A 16532-nucleotide genomic window follows, 5' to 3' on the forward strand; every position below is an offset into this window, starting at 1 on the left:
GTTAGTTTAACAGATTGTTCTCTTCGTTGGGAAAGATCATGGCAGGCTCGAAGACTTTGGCTTCTTCCAGCTCCATCCATGCGTATGTGATCAGGATGAGAATATCACCCACAGCCACTTTGCGGGCCGCGGCACCGTTCAGGGTTACTTCACCTGAATTCCTGGGTCCGGGAATGGCATAGGTCTCAAGGCGTTCACCATTGTTGTTGTTGACGATCTGGACCTTTTCACCCCGGATGATATTCGCGGCGTCCATCAGGTCTTCGTCTATGGTAATACTTCCTATATAATTAAGGTCAGCCCCGGTAACTTTTACCCTGTGTATTTTGGACTTAACTACTTCAATTTTCATGGCGCAAAAATAATCAATTCATAGCGATATTGTCAATGAGGCGGATCCCTTCGGCATAAACAGCGATGAAACCCCTGTATTTGCTGTTCTCCTGCTTCCTTTTGACAGGTGTAAGGGTTGCCTCGTCAGCGATCTGGAAATACTCAAGTTCCATATCACTTTCCCCAGAGAATACCCCGGAGACATATTCACCTACCTTAGTCGCATTTTCCGTGCCAAACATACGTCCGGCTTCTTTCAGGGTTTTGTATATGAGTCCGGCCTTCTCTCTCATCTCCTCGGAAAGCAGGCGATTCCTGGAGCTCATGGCCAGGCCGTTGGGTTCGCGAACGATCGGACACCCCACAATTTGCAAATCGAATGGCAGGTTATGAGCGAGTTTTCTGACGATCTGCAATTGCTGGAAATCCTTCTCGCCGAAATACGCCTTGTCTGGCCTGATGAGTTCGAACAATTTTTGCACTATGGTAGCGACACCGCTGAAGTGACCTGGGCGGAAGGCCCCTTCCATCACCTTGTCCAGTCCGTCAAAGAAATATTTCTTGGAGGTAATACCCTTATTGTACAATTCCTCAACAGCCGGAGCAAATACTGTGATCTCCTGACCCACAGAACCTAAAAGGGCCAGATCCTCATCCAGTGTCTTGGGATATTTCTCGAGGTCATCGGGATTGTTGAACTGGGTAGGGTTGACAAAGATGGTGACTACCACGGAGTCGTTTTCGGCAAGGGCTTTTTTTACCAGACTCAGATGTCCTTCATGGAGGGCACCCATGGTTGGAACCAGTCCCAGGCTTTCATGTGCACCCCTAAGGGAACCAAGATGGTTCAGCAGTTCTTTCCTGCCCGAAATCAACTTCATAGCACAACTTAAAAAGGGTGCAAACTTACTATAATTACGGCTAATCTGCATAATTTTTGTAATTTTGCGCCTACGTTTCCGCGATAAATTAAAGTCGACCTGTATGAATGGTAAAAAGATATTGTTTGTATCTTCAGAATTAGTGCCCTACTTACCAGAGAACGAAGTTTCCTTAATGTCTTACGAAGCACCCAGGATGGTGAACAGCAAAGGCGGCCAGATCCGGATCTTTATGCCGCGATATGGCAATATCAACGAGCGGAGACACCAATTGCACGAGGTTATCAGGTTGTCGGGAATGAATCTCGTGATCAATGATATGGATATGCCCCTCATCATTAAGGTGGCTTCCATCCCAAGGGAAAGGATACAGGTCTATTTCATCGATAACGAGGAGTATTTCAAGAGAAAGGCAACTTTTACGGATGAGAACGGGGAGTTGTTCACAGACAACGATGAACGCGCGATCTTTTTTGCCAAAGGGGTGGTGGAAACGGTAAAGAAACTCAACTGGAATCCCGACATCATCCACGTCCACGGATGGATGTCTTCCCTTCTTCCACTATATCTTCGAAAATTCTATTCGGACGAACCCCTTTTCGCAGACAGTAAGATCGTTCTTTCCGTGTATGGAAAGAGTTTTGAAGGGGTGCTGGACAAGGAGCTGATGAAAAAAGTGGCCTTTGACGGTATTCCGGAAGAGGCACTCTCCCTCCTGGAAGAACCTACCTATAATAATTTGTTAAAAATAGGAGTGAGTTATTCTGATGCCGTAATTTTAGCTGCTGAAGGCATTCCTGAAGATCTGCTTTCATACATCAAAGATCAGCAGAAACCCGTGTTACCGTATGTGCCCATCCAGGAATTTGAAGAGGCCTATGCGCATTTCTATGACACCGAAGTATTAAACTAAGCCCCATGCGATTTTTATTCAAAGGCGCGGTTCCGGCCTGTATAGGAACCTTCCTCCTCCTTGTGCTTATTTCATGCGACGAGGACGTTACTACTCTGGGAAACGGAGTGATCGATGGCAGCCCTTTTGTTTCGGACAAGGAGGTTTATGACGTTTTTGCCTACAACAGAAATGTGGTGGCGGTACAAACCAACAAGTTACCTGTATATCAGATAGGGGTGTTTGATGACCCTATCTATGGCCGGACGACAGCCAGTATCACCTCCCAGGTTTCCCTCTCAGGAGGCACTGGCAACCCAACCTTCGGGAATTACTCCCAGATCACGGAAGACAATTCTGCCACAGATGGCGTGGATGCGACCATTGACGAAAATGAAAGGATCAAGGAGGTCATTCTGTATATCCCTTACCTCAGAAATGGCAGTGCAGACAGGGACCTGGATGGAGTAATAGACGAATTGGATGCGGATCCTGACGACCCGAACAGCGACAGCGATGGAGACGGACTCACGGACAATCAGGAAAGGATAGGGGGTACTGACCCCCTGAATCCTGATACCGATGGGGATGGGATCAACGACAACGAAGATACGAGTACGCTTCCCAACAGATTCCCGGTGAAGCGAGACCTGGACAGTATCTACGGAAACCGGGACGTGCCTTTTAACTTTAAAGTGGAACGCTCTACGTATTTTCTGAGGGACCTCGACCCCAACACTAATTTCCTCGAGGCCCAGGAATACTATTCGAGTCAGGAGTTCGTCCCTTCTTTTGTCTCTGAGGTACTCTTTGACGGCCAGGTCCTGATTGAGGATGAACAGACCCTTATTTTTACAGAGGACGATCCGGATACGGAGGAGGACGAATCCCTGCAGGCCCCGCGAGTGATAGAACCCGGGATCCGGGTGGCTTTGGACGCCGACTTTTTCCAGCAGAATATCCTCGATAAGGAAGGGTCCTCGGAATTGATCAGCAATTCTAATTTCAAGGAATTCTTCAGGGGGATTCATATGTCCGTAACTCCTACTGCAGACGACATCATGTTGCTGCTCGACCTGCGGACGGCAAGTATCACCATTTCCTATGAATATGACAGGATCGTGGACGGGGAACTGGAAACAGCCGAACGGGATTACACCCTGAACCTGATCACTGGGCAGGGCAACGCGCCCATCATCGGTAATGCTGTCAATACTGTTCTTGCCGAACCGTATCCTGCTCAGGTTGGAGATAACCTGGACACAGGTCAAAATGCCTCCAGGATCTATCTGAAAGGAGGTCCCGGGACCTTTGCCGAGATCGCTCTGTTCGAGGAAAATAATGGGGAGACCGTGATCAACGAGATCAAGTCCAGAAACTGGATTATCAATGAAGCCAATCTGGTGTTCTATGTAGACCGGGAAACCCTGGACGCTGCAGGCGGAATTCAGGAACCCCCGAGGCTTTATATGTACAATACCGATAACAATGCTCCTGTGTACAATCCTGCTAACGAGAATAACGCGGCAGATTCGCGATTCGGGATCTACCTCGATTATGATGCCAGGCTGCAGGAGGAAAATGGACAGGGGATCAAATACACGGTGCGGATCACTGATCATATCAATGATCTGATCCTGAGGGATTCTACCAATGCCACCCTGGGCCTGGCTATCTCTGCTGACATAAGGATTTCAGGGGTTTCCAACGCCGTCCTGGCGGGCAATTCGGAGAAAGATCTCCCTGTGGGATCCAATCTGAGTCCACTTGGCACCGTACTTTACGGCAGTGGCGCCAATGTTCCGGAAGCGAACAAGCTAAAGCTGGAGATTTTTTACACCGAGGCTAACTAAACGGACACGCCTATACGAGTGACGGAGAAAATGCGTTATATAACGCAAAAAAAATAGTATTTTCAACCGATCCCGTAAATTTACGGACCAAAATTTGGCTTAATCCTTTAACTATGTGTGGAATAGTAGGTTATATAGGACACCGGGAAGCATATCCCATTATCATGAAAGGGCTGCAAAGGCTCGAATACAGGGGATATGACAGTGCCGGTATTGCACTTTACGACGGCAACCAGATCAATATGTCCAAAACCAAGGGTAAGGTGGAGGACCTGAAGAACAAATCCGAAAAGAACATTGCCGTTAACGGATCCCTGGGAATGGGGCATACCCGCTGGGCTACCCACGGGGTCCCTAACGATGTCAATTCCCATCCTCACTATTCGAATTCAGGGAATCTGGTGATCATCCACAACGGGATCATCGAGAATTACGAAGCCATCAAGACCGAACTTTCCAAAAGGGGATATGTCTTTGAATCGGATACCGACACCGAAGTTCTGGTGAATCTGATCGAAGAGGTCAAGAAAAAGGAAAAAGTAAAACTCGGGAAAGCCGTACAAATCGCACTGAACCAGGTAGTGGGCGCCTATGCCATCGCCGTGTTCGACAAGGAAAAACCGGATGAGATCGTCGTTGCCAAACTGGGTAGTCCGCTAGCCATAGGAATAGGAGATCGGGAATTTTTTATCGCCTCGGATGCCTCCCCCTTTATAGAATACACCAATAATGCGGTCTACCTAGAGGATGAGGAAATGGCGATTATCAGGCCTGGGAAGGAGATAAAATTGCGCAAGATCAAGGACGATGCAGTGGCTTATCCCATGATACAGGAATTACAACTAAACCTGGAGGAAATCGAGAAGGGAGGGTATGACCACTTCATGCTCAAAGAGATCTACGAGCAGCCCAGGGCCATCAAGGACACCTACAGGGGAAGATTGCTGGTAGACCAGGGCATCATCAAGATGTCCGGGATTGACGACAACCTGGAGCGTTTTATGAATGCGAACCGCATTATCATTGTGGCTTGCGGGACCTCCTGGCATGCAGGATTGGTCGCGGAGTACATCTTCGAGGATCTCGCCCGCATACCGGTAGAGGTGGAATACGCCTCTGAATTCAGGTATAGAAACCCGGTGATCACCAGCAAGGACGTCGTGATCGCGATCTCCCAGTCCGGCGAAACAGCTGATACGCTGGCCGCCATAAAATTAGCAAAAGAAAGAGGTGCATTTGTCTTCGGTGTCTGTAACGTGGTGGGTTCGTCCATCGCCCGGGAGACACACGCAGGGGCTTATACCCACGCCGGACCTGAGATAGGGGTGGCCTCTACGAAGGCGTTTACTACACAAATCACCATTCTGATGATGATGGCCTTAAAGCTGGCCAAAGAAAAAGGCGAGCTCAATGAATCGAGGTATCACGAGATCCTGTCAGAACTGGAAAACATTCCCAAGAAAGTGGAAAAAGCCCTGGAGGCAAACCCCCTGGTAGAGATCATCGCCGATGTTTACAAGGATTCTGAGAACTGCCTGTACCTCGGTCGGGGATACAATTTTCCGGTAGCCCTTGAAGGCGCCCTAAAACTCAAGGAGATCAGTTATATCCACGCTGAGGGATATCCGGCTGCTGAAATGAAACACGGACCTATTGCCCTGATAGACGAACAGATGCCCGTGATCGTGATTGCGACCAAGAAAGGGCATTACGAAAAAGTAGTGAGCAATATCCAGGAGATCAAGACCCGGAAAGGGAAGATCATTGCCATCGTCACCGAAGGGGACACCCAGGTAAGGGAACTGGCAGATCATGTGATCGAAGTGCCGGAGGTACTCGAAAGTTTGAGCCCCCTGGTTACGACCATCCCCCTGCAACTGCTTTCCTACCATATCGCTGTGATGAGGGGTTGCAATGTGGACCAGCCCAGAAACCTTGCCAAATCGGTCACGGTGGAATAAAAGATTTTAACCTGATTTCAAATGACAGGCCCTTTGCAAAAAGGGCCTGTTTTTATTTGGATTTCTCCTGAACATGAATCCCTGAAGAATCCTCATTTCTTGAGGGATTGACAATCTTCCCTCGTTTTTGTTTAGGGATTGTCAATTGATCCCATAGCTTTTTTTCATATTAGTATTCGACGATGTAAAAAAATCGTTAAATTGCTCGCAAATTAAAGACCCAGACGAATGAGAACAACGCTTTTATTATTCTTCCTGCTCCTAGGATTTGGAATGCATGCACAAACTACCGTACAGGGTACGGTAAAGGACGAAGCCGGTGAACCTGTCCCCGGAGCAAACGTCGTAATCATTGGAACTACCACAGGAACGGTTTCTGATTTTGACGGTAACTTTACTCTGGCCACCTCCCAGAATCCTCCTTTTGTCATCAGGGTCTCAAGTATAGGATATACCGAGGTAACCACTCAGATCACCTCAAGTAATCAGACGGTCGCTATCGTTCTTAAGGAGGCGCAGACCCTTCTGGATGAGATCGTGGTCTCCGCTTCTAGGACTCCGGAAAGGCTTTTCGAATCCCCGGTCTCCGTGGAGCGATTTGGTCTGAAAGAGATCAAGAACGCCGCAGCGGAATCTTTCTATGGCGGACTTCAGAATTTGAAGGGAGTCGACATCAATACCAACAGTTTGACCTTCCAATCCATCAACACCAGGGGTTTTGCAACCTTTGCCAATACCCGTTTTATGCAATTGGTAGACGGGATGGACAACTCGGCACCCGGACTCAACTTCGTTCTAGGTAACCTTGTGGGTATGTCCGAATTGGAGGTGCAAAGCGTGGAGATCCTTCCGGGGGCCTCTTCTGCCCTATACGGTGCAGGTGCCTTCAACGGTATCCTGTTTATGAGGAGTAAGAGTCCGTTCGACTTTCAGGGGATCAGTGCCTACTTCAAGACAGGGATCACCTCACAGGAAGCAGCAGGAGACAACAATTATTACGACTTCGGAATACGGGCAGCACACGCCTTTAGTGATAAACTGGCTGTAAAGGCCAATTTCTCCTTCCTCAAAGGGGAAGACTGGCATGCAAACCGCACAGACGACCTGAACAGACCCGGAGCCGACAGGACCAATCCCGCCTATGACGGCCTCAACGTTTACGGGGATGAGGTAGGAACCCTCCTCAACTTCGATGCCCTGGCTGGATTGCCTTCGGGAACAGTAGGTTCAGCCTTTGTTACCCGGACCGGATACGATGAGATCGACCTGGCCAATTATGCAGCCGAAAGTGTAAAAACGGACTTCTCCGTCTACTACAGGCCTTTCGCCGATGATTTTGAGATCGTCTACAACGGAAGGATAGGACGTGGAAATACCCTTTACCAGGGTGCCAACCGTTACTCCATCAAAAATTTCATCCTGCAACAGCACAAACTGGAATTCCGCAATGACAATTTCTTCCTCAGGGGATATATCACCTCCGAGGGCTCAGGGGATTCCTACGACACCCGTTTTGCGGCCATCAACGTAAACCGAAGATGGAAAGGAGATACGCAGTGGTTTACGGAATACGCCCAGACGTATATTGGGGCCCGACTTGGAGTGGGAACAGGGAATCCACTGGATGATGCCACAGCACATGCCATTGCAAGACAGACTGCAGATACCGGACGTTTTCTGCCCGGAACCCCACAATTCCAGAATGCCTTTAACCAGGTGATCAATGACGGGGACCTTACCACAGGGGCTAAGTTCATCGACAACACCCAACTGAGGCACGTAGATGCCAATTACAATTTCACTCACCTCACCTCAGATTTTGCTGACATCCAGATCGGAGGTTCCTTCAGGGAGTATGTTTTGAATTCCAACGGGACTATATTCACAGACTTCGATGGGCCCATCAACTACAATGAATACGGCGCCTATTTGCAGATCCAAAAGAAATTTCTGGAAGAGCGTTTAAAATTCACGGGATCTGTTCGTTACGATAAGAACGAGTTCTTTGATGGGTTCTTCTCTCCGAGGGTTTCCCTGGCATATACGGCTGGAGAGAATCGAAATCATAATATTCGCATCTCAGCCCAGCAGGGATTCCGAAACCCTACTACCCAGGATCTATTCATCGGTCTTAATGCAGGTAGGGCTATTCTTGTAGGTTCTGCTCCTAATAACCTCGACAGGGACATCAGGTCTTTCCCTGTCAGCAGTTCCGGACAAACCATCACGGGCTCCAGTACGGCCACCGTAGTAGGCAGGGATGCTTATGAGAACGCCTTCTCCCTGGCTTCCGTCAATGCGGGAACACCTACAGCAGTGAATACCCCTTTGGTACAGCCCGAGGAGATCACGGCGTTCGAACTGGGGTACAGGGGGCAGTTCGGGAAGGTCACCATCGACCTGAGTGGTTACTACAACCAATACAATAATTTTATCTCTAACACTACCGTGCTGGTTCCATTTTACGGACAGGCCGGGGACAACGCACTTTCCCTGCTCGCTTTACAGAACGGGGATTTCTTTGCCTATCAGACCTATACGAATTCCCTGGCAGACATCAATTCCTATGGTGCGAATATAGGGGTGGATGTAAAGGTGTTCGGCAACTTTGACCTGGGTGTGAATTACACCTACGCGGAACTCGATTTCGACCAGGCCGCCTTCCCGGATTTCAGGACCAACTTCAACACCCCCAACCATAAGGTGAAAGCCTCTTTCGGGAATACGGAGTTGTTCAAGAACTTCGGCTTTAACGTGAATTACCGCTGGAGCGATACCTACTTCTGGCAGGCGACCTTCGCTGACGGGCAACTACCTTCGTTCACCGTTCTCGACGCCCAGATCAATTATGCTGTGCCGGATATCAAATCGGTGTTCAAAGTGGGAGGATCCAATATTTTGGGATATGAATATTTCTCAGCTATAGGCACAGGGGCCGTAGGTTCCATCTTCTACGTGAGCTGGACGGTAAACCCTTAAAAGGCAGTACATAAGCATCAAATGAAAGCACCGGTGAACCGGTGCTTTTTTTATGTGAAAAAATCAACCTAAAGCCTTCTTATTTACAATGTGAAGATATATCTTTGCAGCCGGAAAAAAGGTGCCATGACCACATTAAAAATGGCCGCAGATTTCCTTAATAGATAAATTTTGAAGAATGGCTAAAGTAACTGGTAAAGTCTCTCAGATCATCGGGCCGGTGATCGACGTTCAATTCGAATCCGGATCGGATCTTCCAAAAATCTATGATTCACTGGAAATCACAAAGAGTGATGGTTCTCTCCTGGTACTGGAGGTTCAGTCTCACATTGGTGAGAACAGTGTACGCGCTATCTCCATGGACTCCACCGACGGTTTAAGTCGGGGAGTAGAGGTAGTCTCCACCGGGAAGGCCATTCAAATGCCGATAGGCGAGGATATTTACGGCAGGCTGTTCAATGTGATCGGTGATGCTATTGATGGGATCGGTAACCTGCCCAAGGAGGGTAAAAACGGCCTTCCTATCCACAGGGAAGCCCCTAAATTCGAAGACCTTTCAACCTCCACAGAGGTACTCTATACCGGGATTAAGGTAATTGACCTGATCGAGCCCTACGCCAAGGGAGGGAAGATCGGTCTGTTTGGTGGAGCTGGTGTTGGAAAGACCGTACTCATCCAGGAGCTGATCAACAACATCGCCAAGGGACACGGTGGACTTTCAGTTTTTGCCGGTGTTGGGGAAAGGACCCGTGAAGGGAACGACCTCCTCAGGGAGATGCTGGAATCCGGAATTATAAAATACGGGGATAAATTCCTCCATTCCATGGAAGAAGGGGGATGGGACCTCTCCAAAGTAGATAAGAAAGCCATGAAGGAATCCAAAGCGACCTTCGTATTCGGCCAGATGAACGAGCCGCCCGGAGCCCGTGCCCGTGTGGCCCTCTCCGGACTGACGATCGCTGAGTACTTCCGCGATGGTTCAGGCGAAGGACAAGGGAAGGACGTGCTTTTCTTCGTAGACAACATCTTCCGTTTTACCCAGGCAGGTTCTGAGGTTTCTGCCCTTCTGGGACGTATGCCTTCTGCGGTGGGATACCAGCCTACCCTGGCTACTGAAATGGGGGCCATGCAGGAGCGTATCACCTCAACCAAAAGGGGATCTATCACCTCTGTTCAGGCGGTCTATGTGCCTGCGGATGACTTGACAGACCCTGCCCCTGCAACCACCTTTGCCCACCTGGATGCCACCACAGTATTGTCTCGTAAGATCGCGGAATTGGGTATCTATCCTGCAGTGGATCCACTGGATTCCACTTCCAGGATCCTTACCGCTGATATACTCGGGAAAGAACACTATGCCTGTGCGCAGCGCGTTAAGGAGTTGCTCCAGCGCTACAAAGAACTTCAGGATATCATTGCCATCCTCGGGATGGAAGAATTATCCGAAGAGGATAAACTGGCCGTGGGCCGGGCCAGGAGGGTACAGAGATTCCTTTCACAGCCCTTCCACGTTGCAGAGCAGTTCACGGGAATCCCAGGAGTACTGGTAGATATTAAAGACACTATCAAAGGCTTCAACATGATCATGGACGGCAAGCTGGATCACCTTCCGGAATCTGCCTTCAACCTGAAAGGTACCATAGAAGAGGCCATTGAAGCAGGTGAAAAAATGCTGGCAGAAGCCTAATTGTAATTTCTGCTGTACAGGTAGATAACAAGAAGTAAAAAGATGCATTTAGAGATCGTATCCCCCGAAGCAACCCTGTTTGAAGGAAATGTTACCTCCGTAACCGTCCCGGGTTTGAACGGGGAATTCCAGGTGCTCGACAACCACGCTCCTATCGTGTCCCTCCTGCAGGAAGGAGTGGTTAAAATAGGGGGTGAGGTAAAGATCTCCGAGGAGCACGAAGCTAAATTCAGGAAAAGCCCCGATGGGAAAATGACCTTGTCCATCAGCAGTGGCACCATGGAGATGAACGACAATAAAGTGATCGTTCTGGTAGACTGACCGCAAATTCCTTTAAAGGATAATAAGATACCAGTCCCTTCCATCGGACTGGTATTTTTTTAGTACCTGAAAACCGATGGCCAGATGGGCCTCCAGGGACCTCCTGTTGCGACCATCCACTTCGGTGACGATCAGATCGAACCGGTCGCTCAAGGCCTCCTTCATGGTTCGGTACAATCCCCTGAAAATACCCTGTTTTCTGTAGTCCTTATCTATACAGACCTGCCCCATCACCATAAAGGTCTTTCCCGATGGTAGACTGGCCCTGATCTGATTAAACATGGCCCTGAGGATGGGGATGTCCTCAGAGAAATCGGGATGCATGCAAAGGGCATATCCTACCACACGCCCTTTTTTCCTGGCGATGATATGCGGACAGACCTCATTCATCCTGCCTAGTAAGTCGAGGGTATGGGAAACGGTCAAAAAGCCTTCCCGTTCCCTGATCTCTTCTGTGAGTTGGGGGGGCAGGTTCTTCTCCTGCAATAGCAGGATCTCCTTAAGATCCTGATCCGTTCCGGCCCGACCGTATTCTACAGGCATTTATTGTGTGGTATTAGGTTTATTGGATATACCATTTCAAGATAACATATATTCATCTAAATACTACCTTTGAAACCATGGATAGATTTCCTGAAAAACTGGGGAAGAAATTGCAGGAGAGGAAAGAGCAAAATACGTTCCGTGAGCTAAAGAAAGGTTCGGGGAAAACGGATTTTGTCTCTAATGATTATTTGGGGATGGCCCGGGAAGAGGAGGTCTTCCATGGGGCCTTAAGCATACTGGAATCCATGGGTTTGATGCGCAATGGATCTACAGGATCCCGGTTGTTATCCGGGAATACCGAACTCCATGAAAGGACTGAGATCTCACTCGCGCGTCTCTATGGGTCAGAAAGCGCCCTTATCTTCAACTCCGGCTACGACGCCAACCTGGGCTTCTTTTCCTCAGTTCCCCAGAGGGATGACGTGGTCCTGTTCGATGAATACGTACATGCCAGCATGAGGGACGGTATCCGAATGGGCCTCGGCCGGAGCTATAAATACAAGCACAATGATCTCGAGGACCTCAGGCAGATCCTCAGGCGCATAAGGCCAGAGGGAGACAGAGCGGTTCAATGTTATATAGCCACTGAAGCGGTATTTTCCATGGATGGGGATCAGCCAGACCTCCCATCTCTGCTTGACCTGTGTTCGGAGTTTGGCTGCAGACTTGTCCTGGACGAGGCACATAAGCTGAAAGAATGGTGGGAGAACAGTACCGGGAACAGGATGGGAGAATTATTGGATCAAATGGCATTTGCCAGGATCGTTACCTTCGGCAAGGGCATGGGGGTACAGGGGGCTGCGGTCCTCGGTAGTGAGGAACTTAGGTCCTATTTGATCAATTTTGCCCGTAGTTTCATCTATTCCACGGCTCTTCCTCCTATGAGCATAGCCTCGGTGCTCTACGTCTGTGACCACATGAGCAAGGATACGCTCCGAGAGAGGAATGAACGGCTGAGGTCTCATATTTCGGTCTTTCTGGAAGAGTTGAAGACCCGGGGTTTAAAAGAACGCTTTATTCCCAGTACGTCTGCCATTCATTCCTGTATAATACCCGGAAATAATACGGTGAAACAGGTAACAGATCTATTGAATAAAAGCGGGTTCGATGTTCGCCCTATCCTCGCTCCCACAGTCCCGGCGGGGAAGGAGAGGATCAGATTCTGCCTTCACAGTTTCAATGCGGTAGAGGAAATAAAAGAAGTATTGAGTATATTGGCGCATGCCCTTGAAGAAATCGTCCATGCCTGAAAAATTCTATACCCTGGGAGCCTTTGAATATCCGGCGGATGTACAGGTTATCAAAGGCCGGCTGGAAGCTGAGGGGATCTATGTGTTCCTGAGAGATGAAAACTTCCTGAATACGGACCCCCTTGTGAGTCAGGCTATAGGAGGGGTGAAACTCCAGGTTTACACCAGGGACAAGGACAGGGCAATTGCTATATACGATGAGTTCAGGAGATATGCCGTGGATGACGAGGGCAATCCCGTGACCTGTCCCAACTGCAAGGCGCAGCGATCAGAGGCGTATTACGCCAGAAAAGGCATCTTCAATAAGCTCTTCCCTTTTTTTGAAAAAAAGAAGTACAGATGCCTTAAATGTGGCATGATCACCCAACCCCAATAAGAAGTGAAACGGATATTCGTAACAGGGATCTCTACCGAGGTCGGAAAGACCCTTGCTTCAGCCATTATCGTCGAAGCGCTTGAAGCGGATTACTGGAAACCCGTTCAGGCGGGAGACCTCGACTATTCTGACAACCATAAGGTGCATAGTCTGATCAGCAATCAAAAAACGGTGATCCACAACAACAGCTATGCCCTCAGGACGCCTATGAGTCCGCATGCCGCTGCTGAGATAGACGGGATCAGGATCGAGAGGGAACGCATTGTAGAACCGGAAACCGGGAATCACCTGGTGATCGAAGGTGCAGGCGGACTCCTCGTCCCCCTGAACGATGCGGAAACCATTTCGGATCTTATCAAACCGCACTATAAGGTATTGGTAGTTTCCAGGCATTACCTGGGGAGTATCAACCACTCCCTACTGACCATTGAGGCCCTTCGGAACAGGGGTTTCGAGCCCGTAATATTGTTCAGTGGGAATGAACACCCGACCACAGAGCAAATCATCCTTTCGAAAACCGGGGTGCGCTGTATTGGGAGGATCTCAGAGGAGGACCAAATTGACAGGGAGACTGTAAGAAGGTATGCCTCTCAATTCAGAGACTCCTTACTGGCCCTCTAGTCTAGAAAAAACCTCCGCCCGGCCCACCGTTCCCTCCAGGCGGTAGTGCTCGGACAAATAACCTCTGACATAAGCATCTTCTGCCACGTATTCCTTGTCAAAAACCGGTTTGTCCTTTCGGGTGACCACGGTTTTGGGTCTTAACGTGTCCAGCAGGAATTGGAGTTCCTCAAGGGCATTCTTTCTGGGATTCTTAAAAAAGGGATACAGGGCAGGCCTGCATATATTACTGGGGTGCGTTGCGGCCTTGGAAGGAGGGGAAGAACCCAGTAACCAATACCCGATATGGTACTCAAAAAAAAGGATTTCTTCCTGGTTGAGGTGGTGTTCCCTGATAAATTCAGGGACCGTAAATCCCTCCCCGTTGTAGTAAGTGCCGTGTTCCTTTTTGTTCTTTACGATATTGGTGAGCTCCAAATAGGATTCCACGGGCAGTAGGATAGTCAATAGCAGCACGATCGGATAATATTTGGTGCGGTATATCAGGGCATTGGACAAAGCAATCCCCAGGAGGATGAGGATCATAGGGTAAAGCTGCATAAGGTAATGGCCGTTCACCTTCCCGCTCTTGAGGAAAGAGAACACAACCCCCGCTATCACTATAGCGAGCAATTGGACCTTGGGTTCGGAAAAATCGATCCATTTCTTTTTCCAGCAGGCAATCCCCAGGACTATTAGAACGCCTGCAAGGGGAAGGACCTTGAAAACTGAATTTTGCTGATCTGTGGAATAGGCCAGAGGGGCTTTGATCACAGAATCTACCCATACCTCAGGGATTCCCGCCAGAAGGTAGGGCAAAAAAGTAGCTACAATGGCCAGTAACACTCCCGTGCCCATGAGGATCGTACGTTCAATACCCAGGTGTAAACGGCGCTCTTGCTGTGATCTCGTCATGACCCAGATGAAAACACCAAGAAGGGCATAGGCCAGATTCAACTTCATCATTAGGGATAGACCGAAGAAGATACCGGCCAGGAAATAGCCTCGCTTTTTTTTGAATTTCAGGAGGAAAAAGAGGGCAGGCACGAATAACAGCATGCTCAGGTGCTCGGACATCACCCCCTGCACGCTCCCAAAGAGACTTAACAGGTAAACACATCCTATTGCAGGCCAGAAACCGGTACGGGATGAATGTACCTCCTTCCCCGCTTTATAGGTGAAAAAGGAAATCACGGCTACGGCTAGGGCACCAAATAACCTTATCGCAATAAAGCTTTTTCCGAAGAAGTAGATGATTGCAGAGAAAAAAAGAAAGACCAGGGGAGGTTTCAGGTCCCATAGCTGGGTATAAGGAAGATGACCTTCCACCCAGGATTGAGCCATAAGGATGAAAGTGCTTTCATCCCGGTCTATGTAGTCCCTGAAGAAAAAGGGAAATCGCAGTGCAACGGAGAGAAGGGCCAATCCCAAAAATACCTTACTATCCTTCAGATTCTGGTAATTAGGTATAAGAGATGTTATAACTTTGTGCGTCATATCTTTTGGCGGGTCCTCCCTCGCTCTGCAAGATATGTATTTCAATGTTGCCCAAAAATATCAGGCTTGGAGAAACTTACCACAAGAGACAGAAAACACCTTTGGCATCCTCTTACACAGCACAAGACCCATGGCCATATGTTGGGGATCACCAAAGCGGAAGGGGCCGTACTCACGGATGAGGACGGAAGGGCATACATAGACGCCATAGCATCCTGGTATACGGCAATGTATGGCCATTGTCACCCAAAGATCACAGGGGCTGTCACAGATCAGATGCATAAACTGGACCAGGTGGTCTTCAGTGGGTTTACACACGAACCGGCTATTGCCCTCTCCGAGGCCCTGATGGCTGTCCTGCCGTACAACCAGGAAAAACTCTTCTTTTCGGACAACGGGTCCACCGCCACTGAGATCGGGATCAAGATGGCCCTACAGTACTTTCACAACCTGGGCGAAAAGCGAAATGTCATGCTCGCTTTTGAGGAGGGATTCCACGGGGATACTTTCGGGGCCATGTCCGTATCAGGGTTATCTGCCTATAACGGACCATTCGAGGAACATTTTATACAAGTGGAACGCATCCCTGTTCCTGATGAAGACACAATAGAAGAAGTACTGCAACACCTGGAGAAAAGACTGCAAAAAAAGGACGTAGCCGGTTTTATTTACGAACCCCTGGTTCAGGGAGCCGCCGCTATGAAGATGCACAGGCCCGAACACCTCTGCCGTATCCTGAGGTTGATGAAAATGTTTGGGGTGATCACCATAGCCGATGAGGTGATGACGGGTTTTGGCAAGACGGGCACCCTCTTCGCCTCAGACCAGCTGACGATCAAACCAGATATCATCTGTCTGTCCAAAGCACTGACAGCGGGATTGCTTCCCATGGCCATTACGAGCTGCTCCCGAAAGATATATGACGCTTTTTATGACGACACCCTGCAAAAGGGCTTTTTCCACGGGCATACCTACACCGCCAATCCGCTTGCCTGCAGGGCAGCTCTTGCGGCTCTTCAGTTATTGCTTTCCGGGGAGATGCAGGAAAATATCAACCGTATCATCCGAAGACACCAAGAATTCGATAAGCGCATCAAAGAGCATCCCAGGGTGGCCTCAACCCGGCAGACGGGGGTGATCTACGCCCTGGATCTCGCTGTCCAAACTGCCCGATACGGGTCTCTTCGGGACAGACTCTATTCCTATTTTATGGAGGAAGGAGTCTTTTTGCGACCCCTGGGGAACACGATCTATCTTCTCCCTCCTTATGTCATCAGCGATGCCCAGTTAGATAAGGTCTATGAAGTGGTATGGAAAGGCCTCGATATGGATTTTGAAAAGGAATAAGCACGAACT

The 16532-nt window shown here is 49.1% G+C and carries 14 protein-coding genes; 10 read left to right on the forward strand and 4 right to left on the reverse strand.

The window, feature by feature from the left end; genetic code table 11:
- Nucleotide 1: 1 nt before the first annotated feature.
- Both panD and panC read right to left on the reverse strand, forming a co-directional pair.
- Nucleotides 2-352 carry an aspartate 1-decarboxylase gene (gene panD, locus GWK09_RS06790; RefSeq protein WP_163692233.1) on the reverse strand — a complete coding sequence of 117 codons (351 nt, stop codon included), beginning with the start codon at nucleotides 350-352 and terminating at the stop codon, nucleotides 2-4.
- A 13-nt stretch (nucleotides 353-365) separates the two neighbouring features.
- The gene (gene panC / locus GWK09_RS06795) at nucleotides 366-1214 is read right to left on the reverse strand and encodes a pantoate--beta-alanine ligase (protein ID WP_239530729.1); all 849 of its coding nucleotides are present in this window, start codon (nucleotides 1212-1214) and stop codon (nucleotides 366-368) included.
- Nucleotides 1215-1317: 103 nt separating this feature from the next.
- Between panC and GWK09_RS06800 the strand changes: the two genes are divergently transcribed.
- The 6 genes from GWK09_RS06800 to GWK09_RS06825 all read left to right on the forward strand — a co-directional run bounded on the left by GWK09_RS06800 (nucleotide 1318) and on the right by GWK09_RS06825 (nucleotide 10907).
- The gene (locus tag GWK09_RS06800) at nucleotides 1318-2127 is read left to right on the forward strand and encodes a glycogen/starch synthase (protein WP_163692235.1); all 810 of its coding nucleotides are present in this window, start codon (nucleotides 1318-1320) and stop codon (nucleotides 2125-2127) included.
- A 5-nt stretch (nucleotides 2128-2132) separates the two neighbouring features.
- Nucleotides 2133-3959: a DUF4270 domain-containing protein gene (locus GWK09_RS06805; RefSeq protein ID WP_163692236.1), complete on the forward strand. Its 1827-nt coding sequence runs from the start codon at nucleotides 2133-2135 to the stop codon at nucleotides 3957-3959.
- Nucleotides 3960-4072: 113 nt separating this feature from the next.
- Complete coding sequence (gene glmS / locus GWK09_RS06810) at nucleotides 4073-5920, forward strand: glutamine--fructose-6-phosphate transaminase (isomerizing) (protein ID WP_163692237.1); 1848 nt, start codon at nucleotides 4073-4075, stop codon at nucleotides 5918-5920.
- A 228-nt stretch (nucleotides 5921-6148) separates the two neighbouring features.
- Nucleotides 6149-8899, forward strand: coding sequence for a TonB-dependent receptor (locus tag GWK09_RS06815; protein ID WP_163692238.1), 2751 nt, complete (start codon nucleotides 6149-6151; stop codon nucleotides 8897-8899).
- A 178-nt stretch (nucleotides 8900-9077) separates the two neighbouring features.
- The gene (gene atpD / locus GWK09_RS06820) at nucleotides 9078-10586 is read left to right on the forward strand and encodes a F0F1 ATP synthase subunit beta (protein WP_163692239.1); all 1509 of its coding nucleotides are present in this window, start codon (nucleotides 9078-9080) and stop codon (nucleotides 10584-10586) included.
- Between the two features lie 42 nt (nucleotides 10587-10628).
- Nucleotides 10629-10907 carry a F0F1 ATP synthase subunit epsilon gene (locus tag GWK09_RS06825; RefSeq protein ID WP_163692240.1) on the forward strand — a complete coding sequence of 93 codons (279 nt, stop codon included), beginning with the start codon at nucleotides 10629-10631 and terminating at the stop codon, nucleotides 10905-10907.
- Between the two features lie 12 nt (nucleotides 10908-10919).
- Here the strand turns inward: GWK09_RS06825 and GWK09_RS06830 are convergent, their stop codons facing one another.
- Nucleotides 10920-11450, reverse strand: a complete 531-nt coding sequence (locus GWK09_RS06830) for a GNAT family N-acetyltransferase (protein WP_163692241.1) — start codon at nucleotides 11448-11450, stop codon at nucleotides 10920-10922.
- Between the two features lie 77 nt (nucleotides 11451-11527).
- On the opposite strand from GWK09_RS06830, the gene GWK09_RS06835 reads away from it, so the two are divergent.
- Genes GWK09_RS06835 through bioD form a run of 3 tightly spaced genes read left to right on the forward strand, consistent with a single transcriptional unit; the run spans nucleotide 11528 to nucleotide 13700 of the window.
- Nucleotides 11528-12703, forward strand: a complete 1176-nt coding sequence (locus GWK09_RS06835) for an aminotransferase class I/II-fold pyridoxal phosphate-dependent enzyme (RefSeq protein WP_163692242.1) — start codon at nucleotides 11528-11530, stop codon at nucleotides 12701-12703.
- On the forward strand, nucleotides 12696-13079 hold the full coding sequence (locus tag GWK09_RS06840; protein WP_163692243.1) for a putative signal transducing protein: 384 nt from the start codon (nucleotides 12696-12698) through the stop codon (nucleotides 13077-13079). Before GWK09_RS06835 ends, GWK09_RS06840 begins: the two co-directional genes overlap by 8 nt.
- Before the next feature lie 3 nt (nucleotides 13080-13082).
- Nucleotides 13083-13700 carry a dethiobiotin synthase gene (gene bioD, locus GWK09_RS06845; protein WP_163692244.1) on the forward strand — a complete coding sequence of 206 codons (618 nt, stop codon included), beginning with the start codon at nucleotides 13083-13085 and terminating at the stop codon, nucleotides 13698-13700.
- On the opposite strand, the gene GWK09_RS06850 is transcribed toward bioD, so the two are convergent.
- The gene (locus tag GWK09_RS06850) at nucleotides 13686-15176 is read right to left on the reverse strand and encodes an ArnT family glycosyltransferase (protein ID WP_163692245.1); all 1491 of its coding nucleotides are present in this window, start codon (nucleotides 15174-15176) and stop codon (nucleotides 13686-13688) included. The two genes, bioD and GWK09_RS06850, sit on opposite strands and share 15 nt — an antisense overlap.
- A gap of 66 nt (nucleotides 15177-15242) precedes the next feature.
- On the opposite strand from GWK09_RS06850, the gene bioA reads away from it, so the two are divergent.
- Nucleotides 15243-16523, forward strand: coding sequence for an adenosylmethionine--8-amino-7-oxononanoate transaminase (gene bioA, locus GWK09_RS06855; RefSeq protein ID WP_163692246.1), 1281 nt, complete (start codon nucleotides 15243-15245; stop codon nucleotides 16521-16523).
- Nucleotides 16524-16532 lie beyond the last annotated feature (9 nt).

This window comes from Muriicola jejuensis, assembly GCF_010671595.1.
GTDB classification, from domain to species: domain Bacteria; phylum Bacteroidota; class Bacteroidia; order Flavobacteriales; family Flavobacteriaceae; genus Muriicola; species Muriicola jejuensis.

What these genes read in the sequence shown, in the direction of transcription:
- panD (WP_163692233.1), bottom strand. Translation starts at nt 352, where the DNA reads ATGAAAATTGAAGTAGTTAAGTCCAAAATACACAGGGTAAAAGTTACC.
- panC (WP_239530729.1), bottom strand. Translation starts at nt 1,214, where the DNA reads ATGAAGTTGATTTCGGGCAGGAAAGAACTGCTGAACCATCTTGGTTCC.
- GWK09_RS06800 (WP_163692235.1), top strand. Translation starts at nt 1,318, where the DNA reads ATGAATGGTAAAAAGATATTGTTTGTATCTTCAGAATTAGTGCCCTAC.
- GWK09_RS06805 (WP_163692236.1), top strand. Translation starts at nt 2,133, where the DNA reads ATGCGATTTTTATTCAAAGGCGCGGTTCCGGCCTGTATAGGAACCTTC.
- glmS (WP_163692237.1), top strand. Translation starts at nt 4,073, where the DNA reads ATGTGTGGAATAGTAGGTTATATAGGACACCGGGAAGCATATCCCATT.
- GWK09_RS06815 (WP_163692238.1), top strand. Translation starts at nt 6,149, where the DNA reads ATGAGAACAACGCTTTTATTATTCTTCCTGCTCCTAGGATTTGGAATG.
- atpD (WP_163692239.1), top strand. Translation starts at nt 9,078, where the DNA reads ATGGCTAAAGTAACTGGTAAAGTCTCTCAGATCATCGGGCCGGTGATC.
- GWK09_RS06825 (WP_163692240.1), top strand. Translation starts at nt 10,629, where the DNA reads ATGCATTTAGAGATCGTATCCCCCGAAGCAACCCTGTTTGAAGGAAAT.
- GWK09_RS06830 (WP_163692241.1), bottom strand. Translation starts at nt 11,450, where the DNA reads ATGCCTGTAGAATACGGTCGGGCCGGAACGGATCAGGATCTTAAGGAG.
- GWK09_RS06835 (WP_163692242.1), top strand. Translation starts at nt 11,528, where the DNA reads ATGGATAGATTTCCTGAAAAACTGGGGAAGAAATTGCAGGAGAGGAAA.
- GWK09_RS06840 (WP_163692243.1), top strand. Translation starts at nt 12,696, where the DNA reads ATGCCTGAAAAATTCTATACCCTGGGAGCCTTTGAATATCCGGCGGAT.
- GWK09_RS06850 (WP_163692245.1), bottom strand. Translation starts at nt 15,176, where the DNA reads ATGACGCACAAAGTTATAACATCTCTTATACCTAATTACCAGAATCTG.